General features: G+C 56.1%; 17 protein-coding genes, 2 tRNA genes and 1 pseudogene. 12 read left to right on the forward strand and 8 right to left on the reverse strand.

Annotation, left to right across the window (positions count from 1 at the left end; genetic code table 11):
* Window positions 1-37 precede the first annotated feature (37 nt).
* Complete coding sequence (locus Poly51_RS18310) at window positions 38-2,758, reverse strand: MGH1-like glycoside hydrolase domain-containing protein (RefSeq protein ID WP_146459255.1); 2,721 nt, start codon at window positions 2,756-2,758, stop codon at window positions 38-40.
* A gap of 125 nt (window positions 2,759-2,883) precedes the next feature.
* Complete coding sequence (locus Poly51_RS18315; RefSeq protein ID WP_146459256.1) at window positions 2,884-4,083, reverse strand: phosphoglycerate kinase; 1,200 nt, start codon at window positions 4,081-4,083, stop codon at window positions 2,884-2,886.
* A 363-nt stretch (window positions 4,084-4,446) separates the two neighbouring features.
* Here Poly51_RS18315 and Poly51_RS18320 point away from each other — a divergent pair, with 363 nt between their 5' ends.
* The gene (locus Poly51_RS18320) at window positions 4,447-5,304 is read left to right on the forward strand and encodes a hypothetical protein (protein WP_146459257.1); all 858 of its coding nucleotides are present in this window, start codon (window positions 4,447-4,449) and stop codon (window positions 5,302-5,304) included.
* 16 nt (window positions 5,305-5,320) lie between these two features.
* On the opposite strand, the gene Poly51_RS18325 is transcribed toward Poly51_RS18320, so the two are convergent.
* Entirely contained in the window at window positions 5,321-6,256 is a 936-nt protein-coding gene (locus Poly51_RS18325) for an RluA family pseudouridine synthase (protein ID WP_146459258.1), read from the reverse strand.
* 545 nt (window positions 6,257-6,801) lie between these two features.
* Between Poly51_RS18325 and glgX the strand changes: the two genes are divergently transcribed.
* From glgX to Poly51_RS30545, 4 genes are all read left to right on the forward strand, one after another.
* Window positions 6,802-8,883 (forward strand): glycogen debranching protein GlgX, encoded by a 2,082-nt coding sequence (glgX, locus tag Poly51_RS18330; RefSeq protein WP_146459751.1) that lies wholly within the window; start codon window positions 6,802-6,804, stop codon window positions 8,881-8,883.
* A gap of 373 nt (window positions 8,884-9,256) precedes the next feature.
* Window positions 9,257-9,895 (forward strand): ClpP family protease, encoded by a 639-nt coding sequence (locus tag Poly51_RS18335; protein ID WP_146459259.1) that lies wholly within the window; start codon window positions 9,257-9,259, stop codon window positions 9,893-9,895.
* Between the two features lie 104 nt (window positions 9,896-9,999).
* Window positions 10,000-10,590 (forward strand): ATP-dependent Clp endopeptidase proteolytic subunit ClpP, encoded by a 591-nt coding sequence (clpP, locus tag Poly51_RS18340; protein ID WP_146459260.1) that lies wholly within the window; start codon window positions 10,000-10,002, stop codon window positions 10,588-10,590.
* A 104-nt stretch (window positions 10,591-10,694) separates the two neighbouring features.
* Window positions 10,695-10,767, forward strand: a tRNA-Glu gene (locus Poly51_RS30545).
* Window positions 10,768-10,857: 90 nt separating this feature from the next.
* On the opposite strand, the gene Poly51_RS18345 is transcribed toward Poly51_RS30545, so the two are convergent.
* Window positions 10,858-11,556, reverse strand: coding sequence for an RsmE family RNA methyltransferase (locus tag Poly51_RS18345; protein WP_146459261.1), 699 nt, complete (start codon window positions 11,554-11,556; stop codon window positions 10,858-10,860).
* Between the two features lie 114 nt (window positions 11,557-11,670).
* On the opposite strand from Poly51_RS18345, the gene Poly51_RS18350 reads away from it, so the two are divergent.
* Entirely contained in the window at window positions 11,671-12,471 is an 801-nt protein-coding gene (locus tag Poly51_RS18350; RefSeq protein WP_146459262.1) for a hypothetical protein, read from the forward strand.
* A 20-nt stretch (window positions 12,472-12,491) separates the two neighbouring features.
* On the opposite strand, the gene Poly51_RS18355 is transcribed toward Poly51_RS18350, so the two are convergent.
* Window positions 12,492-13,841: an outer membrane protein assembly factor BamB family protein gene (locus tag Poly51_RS18355; protein WP_146459263.1), complete on the reverse strand. Its 1,350-nt coding sequence runs from the start codon at window positions 13,839-13,841 to the stop codon at window positions 12,492-12,494.
* Window positions 13,842-14,085: 244 nt separating this feature from the next.
* On the opposite strand from Poly51_RS18355, the gene Poly51_RS18360 reads away from it, so the two are divergent.
* From Poly51_RS18360 to Poly51_RS18375, 4 genes are all read left to right on the forward strand, one after another.
* A tRNA-Arg gene (locus Poly51_RS18360) sits at window positions 14,086-14,159 on the forward strand.
* Window positions 14,160-14,574: 415 nt separating this feature from the next.
* Entirely contained in the window at window positions 14,575-15,006 is a 432-nt protein-coding gene (locus Poly51_RS18365; protein ID WP_146459264.1) for a DUF7713 domain-containing protein, read from the forward strand.
* Window positions 15,007-15,139: 133 nt separating this feature from the next.
* The gene (locus tag Poly51_RS31045; RefSeq protein WP_222435893.1) at window positions 15,140-16,279 is read left to right on the forward strand and encodes a DUF6398 domain-containing protein; all 1,140 of its coding nucleotides are present in this window, start codon (window positions 15,140-15,142) and stop codon (window positions 16,277-16,279) included.
* Window positions 16,280-17,056 (forward strand): hypothetical protein, encoded by a 777-nt coding sequence (locus tag Poly51_RS18375; protein WP_146459265.1) that lies wholly within the window; start codon window positions 16,280-16,282, stop codon window positions 17,054-17,056.
* A gap of 143 nt (window positions 17,057-17,199) precedes the next feature.
* Here the strand turns inward: Poly51_RS18375 and Poly51_RS30550 are convergent, their stop codons facing one another.
* Window positions 17,200-17,448: an ATP-binding protein gene (locus tag Poly51_RS30550; RefSeq protein WP_186775650.1), complete on the reverse strand. Its 249-nt coding sequence runs from the start codon at window positions 17,446-17,448 to the stop codon at window positions 17,200-17,202.
* A 131-nt stretch (window positions 17,449-17,579) separates the two neighbouring features.
* Between Poly51_RS30550 and Poly51_RS18390 the strand changes: the two are divergent.
* Window positions 17,580-17,807, forward strand: a pseudogene (locus Poly51_RS18390) (transposase); the annotation flags it as partial.
* A gap of 94 nt (window positions 17,808-17,901) precedes the next feature.
* Here the strand turns inward: Poly51_RS18390 and Poly51_RS18395 are convergent.
* The gene (locus tag Poly51_RS18395) at window positions 17,902-18,393 is read right to left on the reverse strand and encodes a putative PEP-binding protein (RefSeq protein WP_146459268.1); all 492 of its coding nucleotides are present in this window, start codon (window positions 18,391-18,393) and stop codon (window positions 17,902-17,904) included.
* A gap of 513 nt (window positions 18,394-18,906) precedes the next feature.
* Here Poly51_RS18395 and Poly51_RS31845 point away from each other — a divergent pair.
* Window positions 18,907-19,101 carry a hypothetical protein gene (locus Poly51_RS31845; protein WP_390621796.1) on the forward strand — a complete coding sequence of 65 codons (195 nt, stop codon included), beginning with the start codon at window positions 18,907-18,909 and terminating at the stop codon, window positions 19,099-19,101.
* On the opposite strand, the gene Poly51_RS18400 is transcribed toward Poly51_RS31845, so the two are convergent.
* Window positions 19,041-19,472, reverse strand: a complete 432-nt coding sequence (locus tag Poly51_RS18400) for a hypothetical protein (protein ID WP_146459269.1) — start codon at window positions 19,470-19,472, stop codon at window positions 19,041-19,043. The two genes, Poly51_RS31845 and Poly51_RS18400, sit on opposite strands and share 61 nt — an antisense overlap.
* Window positions 19,473-19,693: the final 221 nt, after the last annotated feature.

Below are 19,693 nucleotides of genomic sequence, written 5' to 3' on the forward strand. Positions count from 1 at the left end.
CTGCGACGGCGTCACAGGGCCACATCGGGTGCTTGGTCTAACGGTCTTCGTTTTGGTTTCGGATCATTGTTGCCACCAGCGCCGTCCATCCCGTTTGGTGGCTTGCTCCCAAGCCCTTGCCCGTATCCGCGTGGAAGTACTCGTAGAACAGCACCAAATCCTTCCATGCCGGATCGTGCTGATACACTTCGTCGCTGCCGTGCGACGGACGGAAACCGGATTCGTCTTGCTCGAACAATGAAATCAATCGTCGTTCCAGTTCGTGTGACACTTCCATCAACGTCATCAAATTTCCGCTGCCGGTCGGACACTCAACTTTCAACTCGTCACCGTAGTAATCGTAGTACCGTTTCATCGCTTGGATCAGCAAGAAGTTCATCGGAAACCAAATCGGCCCCCGCCAATTGCTGTTTCCACCAAACATGCCACTGTCACTCTCGCCCGGTACATAGCGGACTTCATGGTGTTCGCCGCCGAAGTCGAACACGAACGGTTCATCGCGGTGGATGGCTGACATGCTGCGGATACCGAACGGCGACAGAAACTCATCTTCGTCCAACATCACCGCGATCAATCGGCGAAAACGATCCTCCGATGGAATCGCCAGCAAACGCTTCGAAGCCTTGCGTCCGTCAGGACATTTCAGCTCCATGTACGTCATGTGTTCGCTCAGGTCATCCCGGTTATCCAAGAACCATTTCATCCGCTTTTTGAAACCGGGCAGCTTGTCGACGATCTTCTCTTCCAGCACGACTCCCGTCGTCAACGGAAACAAGCCCACCAACGAGCGAACTCTGATCGGTATCGATTGGCCATCGACATAGAGGTGGTCATAGTAAAAACCGTCCGCCTCGTCCCACAGCCCCGTGCCGTCCATCGAATTCATCGCCTCGGCGATCGCGACGTAGTGCTCGAAAAATTTGCTGGCCATGTCCCCATATGCCAGGTGATCTTCCGCCAACTCCATCGCAATCCGCAGCATCGAACCGCAATAGAACGCCATCCACGACGTTCCGTCGGCTTGCTCCAAGTGACCGTGCGGCAGCGGCTTGCTGCGATCGAAGACTCCGATGTTATCCAAACCCAAGAAGCCGCCGGCGAATATATTTTTTCCGCGCGGATCCTTCTGGTTCACCCACCAAGTGAAATTGAGCAACAGCTTTTGAAACGCCCGTGCCAAGAAGACTCTGTCGCGTTGCAACGGTTTGCCAGTCGCTTTGTAAATCTCCCAAACGCCCCAGGCGTGAACCGGCGGGTTCACGTCACTGAGTTGCCATTCGTAGGCCGGGATTTGCCCGTTGGGGTGCATGTACCATTCTCGCAAGAAAAGCAGCATTTGCTCTTTCGCGAACTGACCATCCAGCTTTGCAAACGGAACCATGTGGAAGGCCAAATCCCAAGCCGCGTACCACGGATACTCCCACTTATCCGGCATTGAGATCACGTCGCGGTTGAACAGGTGACGCCAATCGGCGTTGCGACCTTGTTTTCGCGTTTCCGAGGTGGGGACGCCGTTGTGGTCGCCGTCCAACCAAGTCGCGATGCTGTAGTGATAAAACTGTTTCGTCCACAGCAAGCCGGCATACGCCTGACGCATGATGGCTTTTCGCTGGGCCGACAAATCGTCGGCGATCAACGTTTCATAAAAAGCATCCGCGTCCTTGATTCGTTCGGCAAACGTTTGGTCGAAAGATTCGTCGAATGCGAGCGAAGCAAACTGTTTCGCATCGCCGCCGGACCGCTTTGCAATGACGGGCTCGTCGATGTGCGCGATGCGCATCCGAATCGTCGCTGACGCGCCCGGTTCAAGAGAAAGCATTCCTGCCGCGCCACATTTCGTGCCACGCTCGGCCGGGTTGACGGCGTCGGTCTTACCGTGAACGACATACTCGTTGAACGCATCTTTGAAGAACTCCGACTCGCTGGGCAAACCCGGGTGCCGCCGGATATTCGTTTCATTGTCGGTGAAGATCCAAGCGAATGCATCGGGGCTGCTATCGACAGCACCGTCAAGTGTCTGTTCACACACGCACCACATTTGCCCGAGCGATTCGTGATTCGTTTTGACAACGCCGTCTTGCAATCGCATCGACGGAGGCAGCGTGCATCCCTCGTCGGTGCATTGCCAAGTCCACGTGTTGCGAAAGAACAGCTGAGGGATCGCATGAACCACCGCCACGTCGGGGCCCCGGTTGACGATTGTGATCCGCACTAGAACATCATCCGCGCTCGCCTTGGCATACTCGGCAGTAACGTCGAAATACCTTGAATCATCGAAACAAGGTGAATCCAATAATTCGTACTCGTCATCGGTGCGACTGCGACTGCGGCTGATCGACACCAATTCTTCGTACGGATATCGCGACTGCGGATACTTGTACAGTGCCTTCATGTAACTGTGCGTCGGCGTGCTATCGAGATAGTAATAGCACTCTTTGACGTCTTCGCCGTGATTGCCTTCCGGTCCCGTTACGCCGAATAAGCGTTCCTTCAAGATTGGGTCGCGTCCGTTCCACAGCGCAACCGAAAAGCACAACCTGCATTCACGATCAGAAATCCCCAACAGCCCGTCTTCGCCCCAACGATAGGCGCGGCTGCGGGCGTGATCGTGCGGAAAGTAGCTCCACGTTGCATCGCCGCCTTCGCTGTAGTCCTCGCGAACGGTGCCCCATTGCCGCTCGGACAGATAGGGCCCCCAACGCTGCCAATTGACTTGGCGGCGGTCAGATTCGAGCAATCGCAGTTCTTCAGCAGACATGGGCGGGAATAGGCTTCAGGTGTCAGGTAACAGGTTTCAGGAAGAAGTTGCCGCATTGTGGCATAACTCGGCAACCGCGTGACACGTGACTTTCCCTTCCTAGTACCTGTGACCTGTACTGTTACCTATTCCCCCGCTTCGTCCAGCAAATCGACGGCGGCGAAACGTTGGCCTTCCAGCATGGCCAGACTGGCGCCGCCACCGGTGCTGACGTGACTGACTTGGTCCGCGAAACCGAGCAATTCGACGGCCGCGGCACTGTCGCCACCGCCAATGATGCTGACCGAATCGCTGTCGGCGACGGCTTGCGCCACTGCTTTTGTGCCCGCATCCATCGGTGGCTTTTCAAAGACACCCATCGGTCCGTTCCAAACGATGGTCTTCGCATTCTTGATGATCTCGGCGTACTTCTTTGACGTTTCCGGTCCGATGTCGAATCCTTCCATGTCATCAGGGATCTCGCCCGCCGCGACGACCTTTTTGTTGCAACCGGCGATGTTTCCGAAATCGTCGCCGCAATGCGTGTCGACGGGCAGTTGCAGTTTATCGCCGCCTTTGGCCAGCAATTCTTTGGCCAGTTCTACCTTGTCCTTTTCGACCAAACTGCCGCCGACTTTGCCGCCGCGTGCCAGCGAGAACGTGTACGCCATCGCGCCGCCGATCAATACCGTGTCACAAATTCCCAGCAGATTGTTGATCACGTTGATCTTGTCGCTGACCTTTGCCCCGCCGAGGATCGCAACAAAGGGACGCCCCGGTTTGCTGATCGCGTCGGTCAGATACTGAATCTCACGCGCGACCAAGTGGCCCACTACGCGTGGTTTGCCCGCCATCGCTTCGGGGACGGCGACCATCGACGCATCGCTGCGGTGACAAGTTCCGAACGCATCGTTGCAGTAAATGTCGGCCATCGCAGCCAACTTGCCCGCGAACTCGGCGCAACCCTTCTTTTCACCCGAGTTGAAACGCAGGTTCTCCAGCACGACCACGTCGCCGTTGCCAAGTGCTATGACCTTCGCGGCCGCGTCGTCACCGACCGTATCCGATGCCATGGCAACCGGTTTGCCCAACATTCCCGCCAACGCTTCGGCGGCCGGCGCAAGGCTGTACTGCGATTCAAAGCCCTTTCCTTCAGGGCGACCCAGGTGGCTGACCAGGATCACTTGGCCACCGCGATCGACCACGCTTTTGATACTTGGCAACGCCATTCGCACGCGGCGATCGTCAGTGATCTTTTGGTTGTCGTCCAGCGGAACGTTGAAGTCGACGCGGATCAGTACCTTTTTGCCAGCAACGTCAACTTGGTCGATTGTCTTTTTAGCCATGAAAATTTTCTAAAGTGAGAGGTTTTCGGGTCACGGTCCGTGCCGACGCCATCGGCGACGAATACCAAGGCGGTTCAAAAAATCAGGTCTCGCCTTCGGTGCCGCTAGGGCACGAACGTGTCGCGATTATCGGGAATCGCGGTGTGGTGTCGAGTACGCCATTTCAGCTTGCCTGCACTCGGTCCGACGTTTTCCTCAACTCGGTCGGTCCCTGCGACCGAAAAACCCTCACATGCCTTTCGTCCGGCACTCCGTCGACGAAGGTACGCATTGCCGAACCCCGCGTGAAACTTTTTCACAACGAGCGGCCGATTGGTGGATCGGTCGAAATGGCGGTGCGAGCAGACTCGGGGGGAGACATCGGTGGCCGGAAGATCGATAAAAACGATCGGACGCTCAGGCTCGTGGTGCGCTTTGGCGCTGTTCGGCCTGGTCGCGACGATGCCGGTGACCGCTTGCGGCGAAGGCGGCTTTTTCGGCCGTGGCGACAACGACGGCGACTCCAGTCGTGCCCAGCGAAAGGCGGCGATCGAGTCGCTGCCCATGCAGCGGCTGACACCGGCCGCCCAATCGCGGATTCTTTCCGTGGTCGAATCGCCAACGATCTTTCGACGATTGCCGACGCAAGATATCGATTGTGACCGCGACATGTTTTTGTTCCTCAGCCGCAATCCCGAGGTGCTCGTCGGCATGTGGGACTTGATGGGGATCACCAATGTGCAAATTCGTCGAACCGGCCCCTATCAATTGGAAGCCATCGACGGCAGCGGGACCACGTGCCAAGTCGACCTCGTCTACGGTGACCCTCACTTGCACATTTTCGTCGCCACGGGCAGCTACGACGGCGCGCTGGTCGCAAAGCCGATCGGCGGCAACGGTGTCTTCATCTTGTCCAGCCGCTATTCCGAAAACGGCGACGGACGAACGTCGGTGACCGGAACCATTGATTGCTTCTTGCAGCTTGAAAGTCTGGGCGCCGACTTGGTCGCCCGAACACTCAGCGGCCTGATCGGGCGATCGGCGGACAACAACTTTACCGAGACCGCAAAGTTTATCTCGCAAGTTTCGATGGCGTCCGAAAACAATCCGCCCGCGATGATCGACGTCGCAACCCGACTGCCGCAAGTCGACGACGGCACACGCCGCGAGTTCGTAAACCGAATCACCGAAATCGCCCAAAGAGCATCGCTCAGGGAATCGAAGGTCGCACGTCGGCAGTAACCCAACGTCCGTCCAGCTACTTCTGGCGGCCGATTCCGCCCCGCAAAAACTTCGCCATCGCGGCCGGCAACTTCGACTCGATGGCGATCGGCTTACCACTGGTGGGGTGATCGAAGCCAAGAGTCTTCGCGTGCAGAGCGATGCGTTTGCGAATCCATCTCGGGTGCATGGATTTGTCCGTTTCGTAACGAGGGTCCCCAAGCACGGGGTGGCCGGCATCGGCGAACTGGACTCGAATTTGGTTGCGTTTTCCGGTTTCCAGGCGAATTTCGACCTCGGTCGTGTCGTCCATCCGTTTGATGACGCGATAGTGAGTGACGGCCCGTTCAGTATGCCTTGACGGCGCCGTGATATAGCGATCCAGATTGTTGCCCGTCGCCATATGAGAATCGAACGTGCCTTCGTCGGCGGCCACCAACCCGGCGCAGATTGCCGAATACAAACGCATCGGCTTGCGATGTTTGAACTGTTCGATCAGCGCATCGGCGACCTCCTGTGACTTGCCGATCACCAACAACCCGCTGACTTCTCGATCGAGTCGGTGGACGACGAACGCTTGGCGGTATCGTTTGGAGTGCGATAGGTATAACGAGACACGATCGACCAAAGTGTTTTTTTCTTCCTGGTTGGTCGGTATCGTCAGCGTCCCGGCGGCTTTGTCAACGACGATCAAGTCGTTGTCCTCGTATGCGATCGTGAACGTGCGATCGTCCCAGCGAACCTTCTTTTTTTCACGGTAACGTTGGTTTGCGTCATAGCGAAGTTCGATCGCGTCACCCACCTCGACTTCCTGCCCGCCGTCCTCGCAAGGTTCGCCGTTGATCGCGACGCAGCCATGGTCGAACATTCCTCGCACCTGGCTGTGCGACAAACCGACCAACGCCTTGACGACGCTATCAACGCGCCCGACTTGTTCTGGCATTACGGTTGTCGTGGCAGTGGTCAGCGGCATGCGAGGCGACTCGGTCGAAGATGGGAAGAAGCGAAAACGCAGCAGTCGGACGAGGCACGACTGCCGGCCAGGGCGAAAGGACCTCAGAATCAAGAATCTTCGTCTTTCAGCACGTTTTCAGCATAGACCCCCAGGGGTCAACAGCGGAATGGGTGCCCGTAGATGATCAGCAAAGGTGCCCGCGCCCGACCATTTCATTTTTGCACGATCACTAGCCCCGTACGATCCGTTATTATCCAACAACTCACCCAAAGTCGGTCTTGACCGGCAGCTCGGTGACTTCGGGGATGGGTCGCTGGAGCGGCCCCATCGTTTATCCAATCGATAATAGTTCACTCACTCATCTGCGAGGCTTCTTCGGCATCCATTCGCCAATCGGTACCGCAGTGTTCGTTCGGCCACGTTTCATCAACTTGGTGGGCGGTTCACGCGGCATTCTTTCTTAGCGGTGGTAGGGTTCAGTTGTCAGCCATTTCTGCGTGCATCGGATCGCATCAGGAAGTCGGATGACGATTGAAAATCCCAATATCGGAGAAGTCCGCAACATGCTAATGCGCCAACCGTGCCCATCACTACAATTCGCCTACGCCCCGCCGTTCGGTGCGACGATTCAAGATACCGGCGTCCAGTTTTCGGTCTTCAGTCGTTCGGCAACGGCGATGCGATTGTTGCTTTACAACAAGGTCACCGATCGCGAACCTGCCGAGATCATCGACTTTGATCGCGACGCGGATCGCTGGGGCGATGTGTGGAGTATGCATGTCCCGAACCTAGCCGAAGGACAACTTTACCACTTCCAAGCCAACGGTCCTTGGGCGCCCGAACGGGGACATCGATTCGATTCGACCGCCCGTTTGATAGATCCGTACACTCAAGCACTCGCAGGCGAATATCAAAAGGGCAAAGATGGCGTCGTCCGGCCGCCGAAGTGCGTGGTCGTCGACGGCGAATTCGATTGGGAAGGCGACCGGCACATCCGACGGGACATAAGCGAATCGGTGATCTATGAAATGCACGTCAAAGGTTTCACCAAAAGCAAGTCCTCGAAAGTCAAACATCCAGGCACCTACCTGGGCGTGATCGAAAAGATCCCGTATCTGAAAGACCTCGGCGTGACGGCCGTCGAGCTGATGCCGGTCAATGAATTTCCAATCAAGGATATCCACGGCAACAAGATGGATCGGTCGAACTATTGGGGCTATGACCCAATGGCTTTCTTCGCGCCGCACCGTGGATATGCGTCCGACAGCACACCAGGTGCTCAAGTTCGCGAGTTCAAAGAAATGGTCAAAGCGCTTCACAAAGCTGGTATCGAAGTCATCCTCGACGTTGTGTTCAATCACACTTGCGAAGGTAACGAAAAGGGACCAACGCTATCGTTTAAGGGACTCGAAAACCAAGTCTATTACATCCTGTCCGAAGGCCAGCATTACTGTAACTACAGCGGATGTGGCAACACGCTCAACGGCAACCATCCGGTCGTTCGCGAGATGATTTTTCACTGCCTTCGTCACTGGGTTCACAACTACCACATCGACGGTTTTCGATTCGATTTGGCCAGCATCCTGAGCCGCGACACGAAGGGGAACTTGATCCCCAATCCACCAATGGTCGAATTGATCGCCGAAGATCCGTTGCTGGCCGATACCAAGATCATCGCCGAAGCATGGGACGCCGCCGGTGCCTACCAAGTCGGTTCGTTCGGCGGCGCTCGCTGGGCGGAATGGAACGGACGTTACCGCGATGACACGCGTGGTTTTTGGCGAGGTGACTCTGGCACGTTGGGCGCTCTGGCTACTCGATTGGCCGGCAGCAGCGATTTGTACGAGCATGACAATCGTCCGCCGCACTGCAGCATCAACTTGATCACGACCCACGACGGCTTCACGATGAACGACCTTGTTTCGTACAAGGACAAGCACAACATCGCCAACGGTGAAGACAATCGTGATGGTGACAACCACAACATCAGCGACAACTATGGTGTCGAGGGGCCGACTCGCAAGAAAGCGATCACGGTCACTCGCGATCGCCAAATTCGCAACATGATGACGACGTTGTTGCTTAGCCAGGGCGTGCCGATGCTGGTCAGTGGTGACGAAGTCCGCCGCACTCAAAAGGGTAACAACAATGCCTATTGCCAAGACAACGACATCAGCTGGTTCGATTGGCGTTTGGCCACCAAGAATGCTGACATGCTGCGTTTCGTCAAAGCGTTGATCAAGTTCCGTCGCGAGCAACCGACGGTTCGCCGGAAAACATACCTGACCGGCCAACCGGTCGATGGCCGCGCGATTCCCGATGTGTCTTGGTACGCGCCCGACGGCACCCATTTGAATTGGAACCAATCGGAACTCGCCATGGTGGCGTACATCGCCGCACCGACGCGCATCGAGGACCCCGAGGGGCTTGGTCGTGACATGGTGATGATGTTCAACAGCACCGGCCAGGACCGCGTCTTCAAGATGCCTGAAATTGGCTGGGGTATGAACTGGAATCTGTTCATCGATACCGCCGTCGAGTCGCCTGGCGACATCTATCCCGATGTCGACGGACCCGTGCCAGCAACGGGCCATTCGCTCAGCATGGCATGCCACTCGATGAAAGTTTTTGTAGGAAACAGTTAGCGTTTCATCCCGCCACTACCTCGGGGCAATGGGAGTCGCCCGACTTCAGGGCGTCTCCGAAAACCCGAGCTCTGGCAAGTCCCGCTACGATTGTGAAACCCAACTTTCCACCTTGCCGAAGTCTTACGCTTCGGTGAACCAATCCAGAAACAGCACTCAGGTCATTGGCTCAGGGCGGGAAAAGTCTGCTTCTGTTCGTCAATGACCTGAAATCTGGCCCCGGACGGGTTCGCTTCTGCGTGGCCTTGTCAGTTTCCGGGTCAGTGGCGAACATTAAGGGGTGGTCGGTCGCCCGTGAACGCAGCCGCTCCGCGAAATGCAAAAACCTCGTCCCTTCTAAATTGCCCATTCTCACACGTTCGACAGACACCGAATGAATTTCCCAACGGCTTACGACCCCCGAGATCCCCAACTGGCCGCCAGTTCGTATCAGGGTTACCAGCGTCAGCGTCAACTGACGCTCGGCGACTTGCTGATGGAGAACCGGATTGTGTTCCTCCAAGGCGAGATCCATTACGGCAACGCGAACGAAATCGTGATGAAGTTGCTGTATCTTCAAAGCGAAAACCGTCGCAAAGACGTCCACTTCTATATCAATTCGCCTGGCGGATCGGTTACCGCGACCCTGGCCATCTATGACACCATGCAAATGATGTCATGCAGCATCGCGACGTACTGCGTCGGTGAAGCATGCAGCGGTGCGGCAGTTTTGTTGGTCGGCGGTACGAAAGGCAAACGCTATTGTTTGCCCAACAGCCGCGTGATGATGCACCAACCCATGGGTGGCGTTGGTGGCCAAGTCAGTGACATCGAGATTCAAGCGGCCGAAATGTTCCGCTATCGCGACGTGCTAAACGAAATCATCAGCAAGCACAGCGGTAAGTCGGTCGACCAAATCGCGAAAGACACCGATCGCGACTTTTTCCTTGGTGCTCAAGAAGCCAAGGAATACGGCTTGGTCGACGACATTCTGACCAAGCCACCGGGCTCGGAAGAAGACGAAGACAAGTAATCTTTGACGGTTCGTCATTGGCCGACCGAACTTGATGCCGCAACCATCGTTGCGGCATTCCGACTTCATCACTGCACACCCACATTCAACCGAAATAACACAACATGCCTGTCATTCCCTACGTCGTCGAAAAGAGCGGTCGCGAAGAACGTGTCTACGACATTTACAGCCGATTGCTCAAAGACCGCATCATTTTTCTCGGCCAACAAGTCGACGATCAGATCTCCAATGCTCTGGTCGCTCAGATGTTGTTTCTGCAGTCGGACGACCCGAAAGCCGACATTCACTTGTACATCAACAGCCCCGGTGGATCGATCACTGCGGGCATGGCGATCTACGACACGATGCAATTCGTTTCCTGCGACGTCGCAACCTATTGCATCGGCCAAGCCGCTTCGATGGGCGCCGTGTTGTTGACCGCCGGCGCGAAGGGCAAACGGTTCTCGTTGCCCAATTCGCGAATCATGATCCACCAACCGCTCGCCGGGATGCAGGGCACCGCCCGTGAAGTCGAAATTCACGTGGGCGAACTGCGTCGCATCAAACAGCGAATGAACGAGATCATGATCGAGCACACCGGACATTCGCTCGAAAAGATCGAAAGCGATACCGACCGCGACCGCTTCATGTCGGCCGTCGAAGCTCAAGAATACGGTCTGATCGACAAGGTCGTCACGAAGATCGACGAAAAGTGAAGATCGACGAGAAGTAGAGAGTAGGTAACAGGCGACAGGTATCAGGCGACCGCGGTAAGCATTGATTGCTGTCACCTGTAGCCTGTTCGCTGTTACCTCTTCCCGCCCCCTTCGTCTAGTGGCCCAGGACACCGGGCTTTCCGCTCGGAAACGCTCGTTCGAATCGGGCAGGGGGTATCGCCGGTTTCGGGCCACCCAACGTGAACCCGCGACTCCGCTTGCGGGACGTGAACTGCAAAGCAGTTGAAAGAAATCCGGGCCAACCATTCAGCTAACCAGTGCTGCCGCCACCACCACGGCCGCGGTTTCGATCCGATAGATCCGTGGCCCCAAATCCACGCACTCGAATCCCGCCCCGATCGCAAGCTCCACCTCTTCATTGGACCATCCGCCTTCCGGTCCGATCGCAACCGTGACGCGAGACTGTCCAACGAAGCGAGAAACTTTTGCGGCACCGGTTTCCGGGTGAGCAATCAGGCTGACACCTCCATCGACCGAAGCAAAAAAATCGCTCGCAGACATCGTATCGCGAATCTCCATCAAGTGATTCCGACCGCTTTGCTTGCATGCTTCGACCACGCCACGACGCAATTTGTCGACGAACGCCCCTTTCGGCGGACGCTGCGACCGCTGACCCACGATCGGCGTGACCGCTGCCACTCCAAGCTCCGTCAAACGTTCGATCAGCTCCTTCGCGCGATCCGGCTTCGGCAGCGCGACACCAAAATGAATGCAACACTCAGGCTCACGATCGATCAGTTGAACGTCACCGACTTCGCACTGACACTCGTTGCGTCCGAGCGAAACGACGCGAGCATCGCATTGAAACCCGCGTCCGTCGAAAAGGGTGACCACGTCGTCCGGCTGAATTCGCATCACCCGGATCGCATGCTGGGCCTCTTCGGGCGGCAGAGCCACCAAACTTCCAGGTTGGCTCAAGTCGGGAACAAAATATCGTCGAGTCATTGGGGCTGGGGGTTTGTCGCTTGAGGCTAAAGAACGGTCACCGCGGACGCCGATCATATCGAAGTTGACCCGATTGCTGGGGGTCTGTACCTCATTCTTTGCGGACAAATCCCAATGGATTACCTCACCTATTGGGGACTCGCACGCCGGCCCTTCGCCCGTGACGTGCATCCGTTCTTCTTTTCCGGCAACTCCCAGCGCGAAGCCATCGCGGGTCTGGGCTACTTCGTCGCCGGATCATGGAATTCCGCCCTCTTGGTCGCCCCGCCCCGCAGCGGCACCACGTTCCTGCTCGAGCAATTGACGCAAGCCCGCGGATTTGGCGACTGCGCCGCCGAAGTCGTTTTGACTTCCGGAACCCATTGCCGAAGCGACAAGAACCGAGTCACTCGCGAATTGGCCAAAGCCGTCGGTGCTGAAATCGTAGACGGGTCCGACCCCGTTCACGCCATCAACCGGGCGATCGACGCTACATCCCGAGCGGGAATCCGAACCGTTTGGCTGGTCGACAAATGTGACGCCGCGACCGCGACGCTAGCACGCGATCTGGTCATGGCGGACGGCGACCTGTCCGTCGTCATGGCTACCGAGCCAGGATTCGTGGGCAATCTGTCCAGCGCCTTCGGACGATGCTGCATGCAGATCGAGGTCGAGCCCATCGATGTCGCTGAAACGTTCGACTACATCGCATCAGCGCTCGAGCACGCTGGGCTGACCGCGAAGCCTTCGCAACCGGGCACCTTCACCGACACGTCCGTCGTCCGAATGCACGAAATCGCCGAAGGCAGAATGGCCGCCCTCGCGCACGTCGCCGAGTTAGCGTTGCAGCATGCCGCAGCGATCCGATCCCATCGCATCACGACCGGAATCGTCGAGTCCGCGATCACCGAAATGCAATCTTCGGCCGCAGCCTAGCGAGCCCGCGAAAACGCCAATCACTTTTCTTCGATGCGGTACAGCGCCGCGTCAGTACGAACGATCAACGCGCCATCGATCACCGCGGGCGAAGCCATGATCTTTCCATCAAGCTCGTTCACCGCAACGATCTCGGGTTCGTCGCCAGGCTTCACGATCGTGACCTTGCCGTCGTGGGATCCAAAATAGATCAGCCCACCGATCAGCGTCGGCGATGCCGAATAGTCGCCACCGAGTCGCTCCTTCCAAAACTCTTCACCGTCGACGGCACTCTTACTACTGGCCACGCCATTGTCCGATACCATGTAAAGTCGGTTATCGTGCAACACCATCGACGGTCGCGCGGGAATCCCCTGAGCCGTCGTCCACTCGACGTGCGAATCGGTCACGTCCCCCGATCCGTCGACACGAACCGCCCAAAGTTCAGGTTTACCGAAACCAGTCGAAAAGAAAACAACGTCGTCCTGAAACAACGGACGAGGGACGACCGAAAAACCTTTGCCGTGACGCAGTCGCCAAATCTCGTTGCCCGTTTTCGCTTCGTAAGCAACGATCCACTGAGCTCCCATGCAAATCAGTTGCTCGCGGCCGGCCGAGTCCGTGATCACGATCGGGGTACAGTAAGACTTCGAAGTATCCGGCGTCGCGTTCTCGAACGGCGGCCGGTCAGCTTCCCAGATCGTTTCGCCCGTGCGTTTATTCAATCCCGTGACGTACTGACGATCCATACCGTCTTGGATCAGCACTAAGACGTCACCATGCACAAGCGGTGAACTGCCCGGACCGACACCATGCTCCAGAGGCAACCGTCGCTGCCAAACAACTTCGCCCGACTTCCGATCAACGCGAAACGTTCCGTAAGTACCGAAGTGGCAATACAGTGAATCGCCATCGATCACCGGCGTTGGCGACGCGTAGCTGTTGAGTGAATGGATGGCATCCGGCTTTTCGATGACCGCCAAATCGGTTGACGACACAACGCTGCCGCTTTCCAAGTCGACCGAGATCAGTTTCAGCTCGATCGCCTTGGCAATCGCCAACTGTTTCATCTTCTTCTCTTCGATACCCGACGCCCGCATCATTTCCAGCCGCTCTTCGTCGGTCGCCGCTCGCTCCACCGCCGTCGTGACCCAAATGGTCCCATCGGCAATCACCGGCGACGACCAAGCTCGGCCGGGCAGCCCCGTCTTCCAAGTAACATTTTGATCTTCGCCAAACGCCGTCGGCACCGACTGGCTAGCGACAATGCCGTCGCCCGACGCGCCACGAAACTGGGGCCAAGATCCATCCGCCAGAGCACAGGAGGTCCAACAAGCGAAACAGATCGAAGCAATCGCGGAAACACGCAAGGAAAAACCGAAAGACAACATCGCGGGGTAATCCCAATGTTAGGCGGACAGAAGATCTGGGGCGGGACGCAGGCAGGCAAGTTCAAGATTCTAACCCAATTGCTGCCTGCGAACGGGCAAAACGAATGTGAATGGACAGTCAAAATTGGCGTGATCCCCAATACTCAGCAAAAAAATCAAAACCGACGACCGTGAACCCCCATCACAGCCCTGGCGTCCGAAAGAAGATATTGCTAAATTCCGATCCCGCGAGCAAAACTCGCCCGCACCCCTAGCTCAATTGGATAGAGCATCGGTCTACGGAACCGAAGGTTACTGGTTCGAATCCAGTGGGGTGTACTCTTTTCAATCTGCGAACCAAGGCGACCACGCCGGTTCGTTCAGAGTGCCCAAGCTCGTGGCGTCACTTTCGCCGCGAAAAACGCACGTCTTTTGCAGTGCTTCCGCAATCGAAAGAGTCTCGGCTATCTCGATCTCGCCGGCACGGCTGAGCCCTCGAAACCCAAAATGGGCGAATCTCCGCCGAGACTATCGCGCTCTCTCGGTTTCGCCGCGCTCGAAGGTCATTCGCCGGATGCTTCCGACCCACCAAGTAAGACGCGAAACTCGGTGCCTGGGTTAACAGCTTTTCACTAACGCAACTGGGACGACGAGTCGCTCCCTTTGGCGAGTCGCAATTGCTACCATGCGGACGGAAGAGTGGATGCAGGATTGACCACATCCAGAGATTGTGAACATTGCCGAGGAGGGATAGATGTCCGATATCGAAAAAGCTCACGGCGAAAGTGATTTTCCCAAAGACGAGGTCTTCACAGACTTTGCTGGGCGGAAACGACGGTTCCTGCTCATGCAATACCCAACTCCGTTGGGGCATGCTGTACGTGCGTCCGAAGACATAGACGGCGAAGATGGCTATGTCTTTGACGCGTTCTCGACAACGGATCCGTATCAAGCACTCGGCGATCTTCGCAGAAAGATTCGAAAACTACTTTCGGTGCGTCATCTCATCGAGGAAGCCGGAACGTTATCGCTGACTCACGATCGACTGCGAGGGCGAGTTGAGAGCGATGGCGTCGTGGTTGACGGGCGTTTTCTATGCTTCGATCAGTTAGTCGAACTCATTCCGTCCTACGAAGGATTCCAATTTAACTTAAGGTTCATCGATCCATCGGATGAGATCGAGTAGTACCCGTTTTGCGTTCACAATCGACGAGAGGTAACAAGCTCATGGAACCAAGATGGTCGCAAAAGGGAGCGACGCTGGGCGATAGGTCCGCTCGGAAAGAATGCGGATTGACTCAGCGAAAGGATCAATTGAAATGAATCTGTCACTTGACGAAGGGAAGCTGTTCTACGACCTGTCTGCAGCCATACTATCGTTCGTGAACCGAAAGCTGAACGTGGCACCGGAGCAGTTCTCAAGCTCAGCTGAATACATGTCGGTTTCGCCCGAAGAAAGGCTCGCGATTCGAGACGCACTCTTTGACAAACGTGAATTGATCGACGAGTTCGTTGCCGAGAATCCGGCACAATTGTCGGCCGAGCAATTGAGGATCGTCAGCACGTGGAAAGACGCCTTGCTCGGTAAATTCTATGTCTTTCGCTATTTGAAGAAACACGCGGTCTTCCTGACCAGTGACAATTCGCCAACGAAAGCTTACGGGGTCGTCGGTCTAGCAGAACCAATGGAGTTTGTTGTCGGCCCCTCACTGCCCCGGTTGGTGACAACCGTCCTTTTGCCGTTCCAGGGAAAAATCATCTACGACGGATTGGTTTCGGGATACAACATCACCTTTGGTGGTGGAATCAAGCGAATGCTTAACGAGGAATACAATCGAGCCAAAGAATCCTCTGGCGTCATCACTTCGCTTGGGACTCAGTCTGGGACGCTAAAGACGAGTGGACTAAAGAAACGGTCAGCGAAAAGGAAAAAAACGTCTGCTGCTGCCGCTTCGCCTGCCAACGAGGCCAAGTCAGTTGCTGCAGAAATAACTGAATTGACGGATGGCTTTTGCGAGAAATTCCTCAACGAAGAGTACGCCAAGCTTTGCCGAGAACTAGCGTCGGCACTGGCCAGAAAGCGACCTTCGCCTCTTTTACGAGGTAAGCGAGAAACTTGGGCCTGTGGGATCGTAAGAACGATCGGCTGGGTGAACTACCTCGATAATCCAGCTCAGAAACCCCACATGAAACTTCCTGTGATCGACCGGGCTTTCGGCGTCGCGGAGAGCACAGGGCAGGGCAAATCAAAATCGATCCGCACCATGCTAAAGATCGGAAGCTTCGATCCACGCTGGACACTGCCCAGCAAGAAGGAAAGTAACCCGAGAACGTGGATCGTGCAGGTCAACGGGTTCGCGATCGACGCGCGGTACGCTCCAAGAGACATCCAGGAGGCGGCGTTCAAAAAAGGGCTCATTCCTTACATTCCGACAAATCAAACCACGGAGGAGACGTGAATGGGATGGCGACGAAGATGGCCCGAGCAGACACGAACGCGTCGGCCGGCTGTACGCAAACTGACCGAATCCGAAAAGACGCAGATTGTCGAGACACTCAACAAAGGCATCGCGAAATCTCCCGTGTTGACCGCGCTGGGCATCCAGGTGCGAGTTGCTCGTGGTCGTTTCTACCTGGAACGGCAAAGTCAGGAGGAAGGTTCCGAAACGAACACATCGGTTTGGGCGAGGATCACCCCCTTGGACGGCACCAAGCCCGAATTGCTGTTGGAGGTCGGCGATCGCCGAGCTAGCTGGTCGGAAATCGCCAGAGGCCAGGCCGCGAAACTGATCAAGATCGTAGCAAGTGACAGCCGGGGAACTTTCCATGGTCTAGGCAGGTTGGACGCGAGCCTCCGGCAATTGAAGAAAGGACAAGATCGGTTGCCGATGAAGATGGATCGCAATCGCGGTTTCAAATACGAGGACGCCGCCGAGAAGGCCAGCGTTCAAGAAGCACTGTTTCACTTCTTCGGGTTGCCAATTGACGTGATTGCCGAGCCCTCGGCTTGGTACTCGTATCAGCGGACGCCAATGATCGTCGAAGTAAGCGACGATCAAACGAGGGTCTTGGTACGATTTATTGCAACGAGCCTGTCCGGTGAGAGCTTTGGCGGTACGTGTTTATACATCCACAAAGATGACGGCTGGGCGGCTTGCACCGTCAAGCCCAGCGAAAGCGAAACCATCGCCACGGCTGTGGCTTGGTTGGTCAAGAGGAAGTGGCGGGCTTGGTGACATCAACCTGCGATTGTAGCTTCGTCCACATCTCGCGCTGCTCTCTCCAGTCGTGCGTCTTGGCGATCGGGCGAACATGTTTTTCCAGAATCACGTCTCGGCCTTGGACGGTTCGCGGCAGTTCGAGAATCGCTTCTTGGATGTCAGGGGCGAGGTGATCGAGCCACATGATTTGGGTCGATGCTTCGGTTGAACGAGAAGTCAAAGTCTTCCAGTCGGCGTACATCGCGAAAGCCTGCCCGACGGACACCGCGGTCGATCTTGCGATCGTTTCTAACCAGCGATTCATCGGCCAGCACCAGTTCCAAGAACTCCAGGTGAGTTAGCTTGCTTGCGATGGCTTCTTGAAGGCGAACCTCGAGGGTTTCGGCCATGCCGCCCATTGATTTCATTTAATTCCTTGGCGAGCTCCAATGCTCGAGCACGATTCTTGGGTGAAATGGCCATCCTAGCCTGGAATGCTCCCCAAAACCTGATCCAGGGGTTATGAAAGTCTAGAGCCAATTCCGGCGAAGGATTTTCCATGAGCAAGAAACGACGACGACATTCACCCGAACAGATCATCAAGAAGCTACGTGATGCGGATGCCATGCTGGCGGCCGGCAAGAGCGTTGGCGAAGTCCTCCAAACGCTCGAGGTCAGTGAAGCCACGCTGAGCCGCTGGCGGAGCCAGTACGGCGGCATGAAGAGCGAAGAGGCCAAGCGGCTCAAGGCACTCGAAGAAGAGAACAACCGACTCAAGAAGATCGTGGTTTTTGTTTTGCAACATCAGTGTGACGCGGGACGCCCTTGTTCTGAAACACCAATCCGAGGTTACGCAATGCCGCGAAACCGACGCACCTCAATCAACCGTCAAACTGCGCCCTGAAGAGACCACACCCATCATGCTTGGCCATTTCCTCCTGGACACGTTGGCCCTCTTCGATGGTTCGGCAGAACGGTATCATCAGTTTTAACTTTCGCAGGCCCATGTCCGGTCGCACTTTTTGGACGGCTTTGCACTCCAGTCCGAACGCTTCTTGAAAGCTGGGGTGATAGAAGCGTGACGCATCGCGGAAGCCGATCATTGGGTTTGCTTCGACCGGTTCGTAGGCTTCGCCACCGATCACGTTGGCGTATTCGTTCGTCTCGAACTCGCTGAGCCGAACGATGACGTCCTTGGGGTAAAACGCGGCACAGATCATTGCGATGCCTGCGGCCAATTTGTCGACGAAGTAGCTTGGTTCGTCGTCGTAGGTTTTGGTCACTGATTCGATGGCGGCTTGGGACGCATCATCCAGTTTGCCGAAGTCCAACAGCGCCTGCGGGTGGATTTTGACGTAGTTGCGTTGCCACACTCATCATCAATACTCCGGTGAAAGGTTGGTTGTCGTAGGAATGGGTTACCAAAGGCCAACGACGCTTTGCAGCATCGTGAAGAGGAACACTACCGCGAGAATGCAAGCGATGATCCAGAAGGCGGTTTCCGAGCGGGTTCGCGGCACGCGTTGATCGGACATGATTGGGCTCCGGTTTTGATGGTGATGTCGATGATAGATCCACCAAGCGATTGACGTACCGCGTGCCATTTCAACCCGATCAAGCTGATGAACGGTCGCACCGTGACGACACGGATCACTTCAGCGTGCAAATGGTCACGGTCGAGACAATTGGCAAGGACATTTGGCGCGGCATGCAGAATGCCATCCTCCGTCGTGGAAGATATCGCCCGAACCGAAAGCGCAACAATGATGCTGGTCCGTCAATAACTTTCCGACGAACACTCGGCTGATCTGATTCGCGATCGTTTGCAGATTGAAAACAAGCTGGACTACCTCGCCGATTTTGTCTGTGTCGCGATCGACGGCACCGTGACGACGTTCGCGGTCGCGTCAGTCTTGGCGGGTGCCGATTTGTCGTCGAGTATCGTGATCATTCGTGGAGCCGCCGCGTTGTTGGCGTTTTTGGTCGGCATGGCTTGGGGAAGTGTTGTCGGGCAGTCGATCTATTCTGCTTCACGCAGCGATTGGTGGCATCGCACGCAACTGACGGTCAACTGGTGGTAGGCCAGGGTAACGCCATCAATGTTCTCTTGTTTTGCTTGGCGAATCACTTCGTCCGTCACGCGTTCAAATGCGTGCACGTGTCCTCGATACTCCGGATTGCGATTTCGCACGAAGCCTTCGATCTTGTTGAGCATTCGCATTTGATTGGCATTGGTCTCAATCAAGTCAAAATCGCTGAATGCAAGGCCTCGCAGTATTGCGGTTGAATAGTCGAGCTTCTTTTGCATCCAAAAATCGAGCGGTTGCGTGCTCGTTTCGGATGGAACCACATCTTGGGTTGCGTCGGCAATCTTGGATTGCGTGGTGGGGTCTTGGGAGATCGCAAAGGGTGAGAACGCGAGTGCCAGTGTGATCATGGAAAGTAAACGCATCTTTCAAGCTCCTGTGGAATCGACATGAATTGAAACGTAGTTCGGTGAGCGTAGGCAACCCTCGTGCCGATGCCGAATTTCGTCGAATCGGTCCGCCATGCCCGTGCATCAACGCGCGGCGTGCACATTCGCACTGTTTCGTGGGCGAACCTGCGTCCCGAACGCGAGTTTTCCCGGTGGTCCAGCGATTGCGATGGATTGGGTCGGAGGACATTGCTTCG

The sequence above is a fragment of the Rubripirellula tenax genome (genome assembly GCF_007860125.1).
In the GTDB taxonomy this organism is placed as follows: domain Bacteria; phylum Planctomycetota; class Planctomycetia; order Pirellulales; family Pirellulaceae; genus Rubripirellula; species Rubripirellula tenax.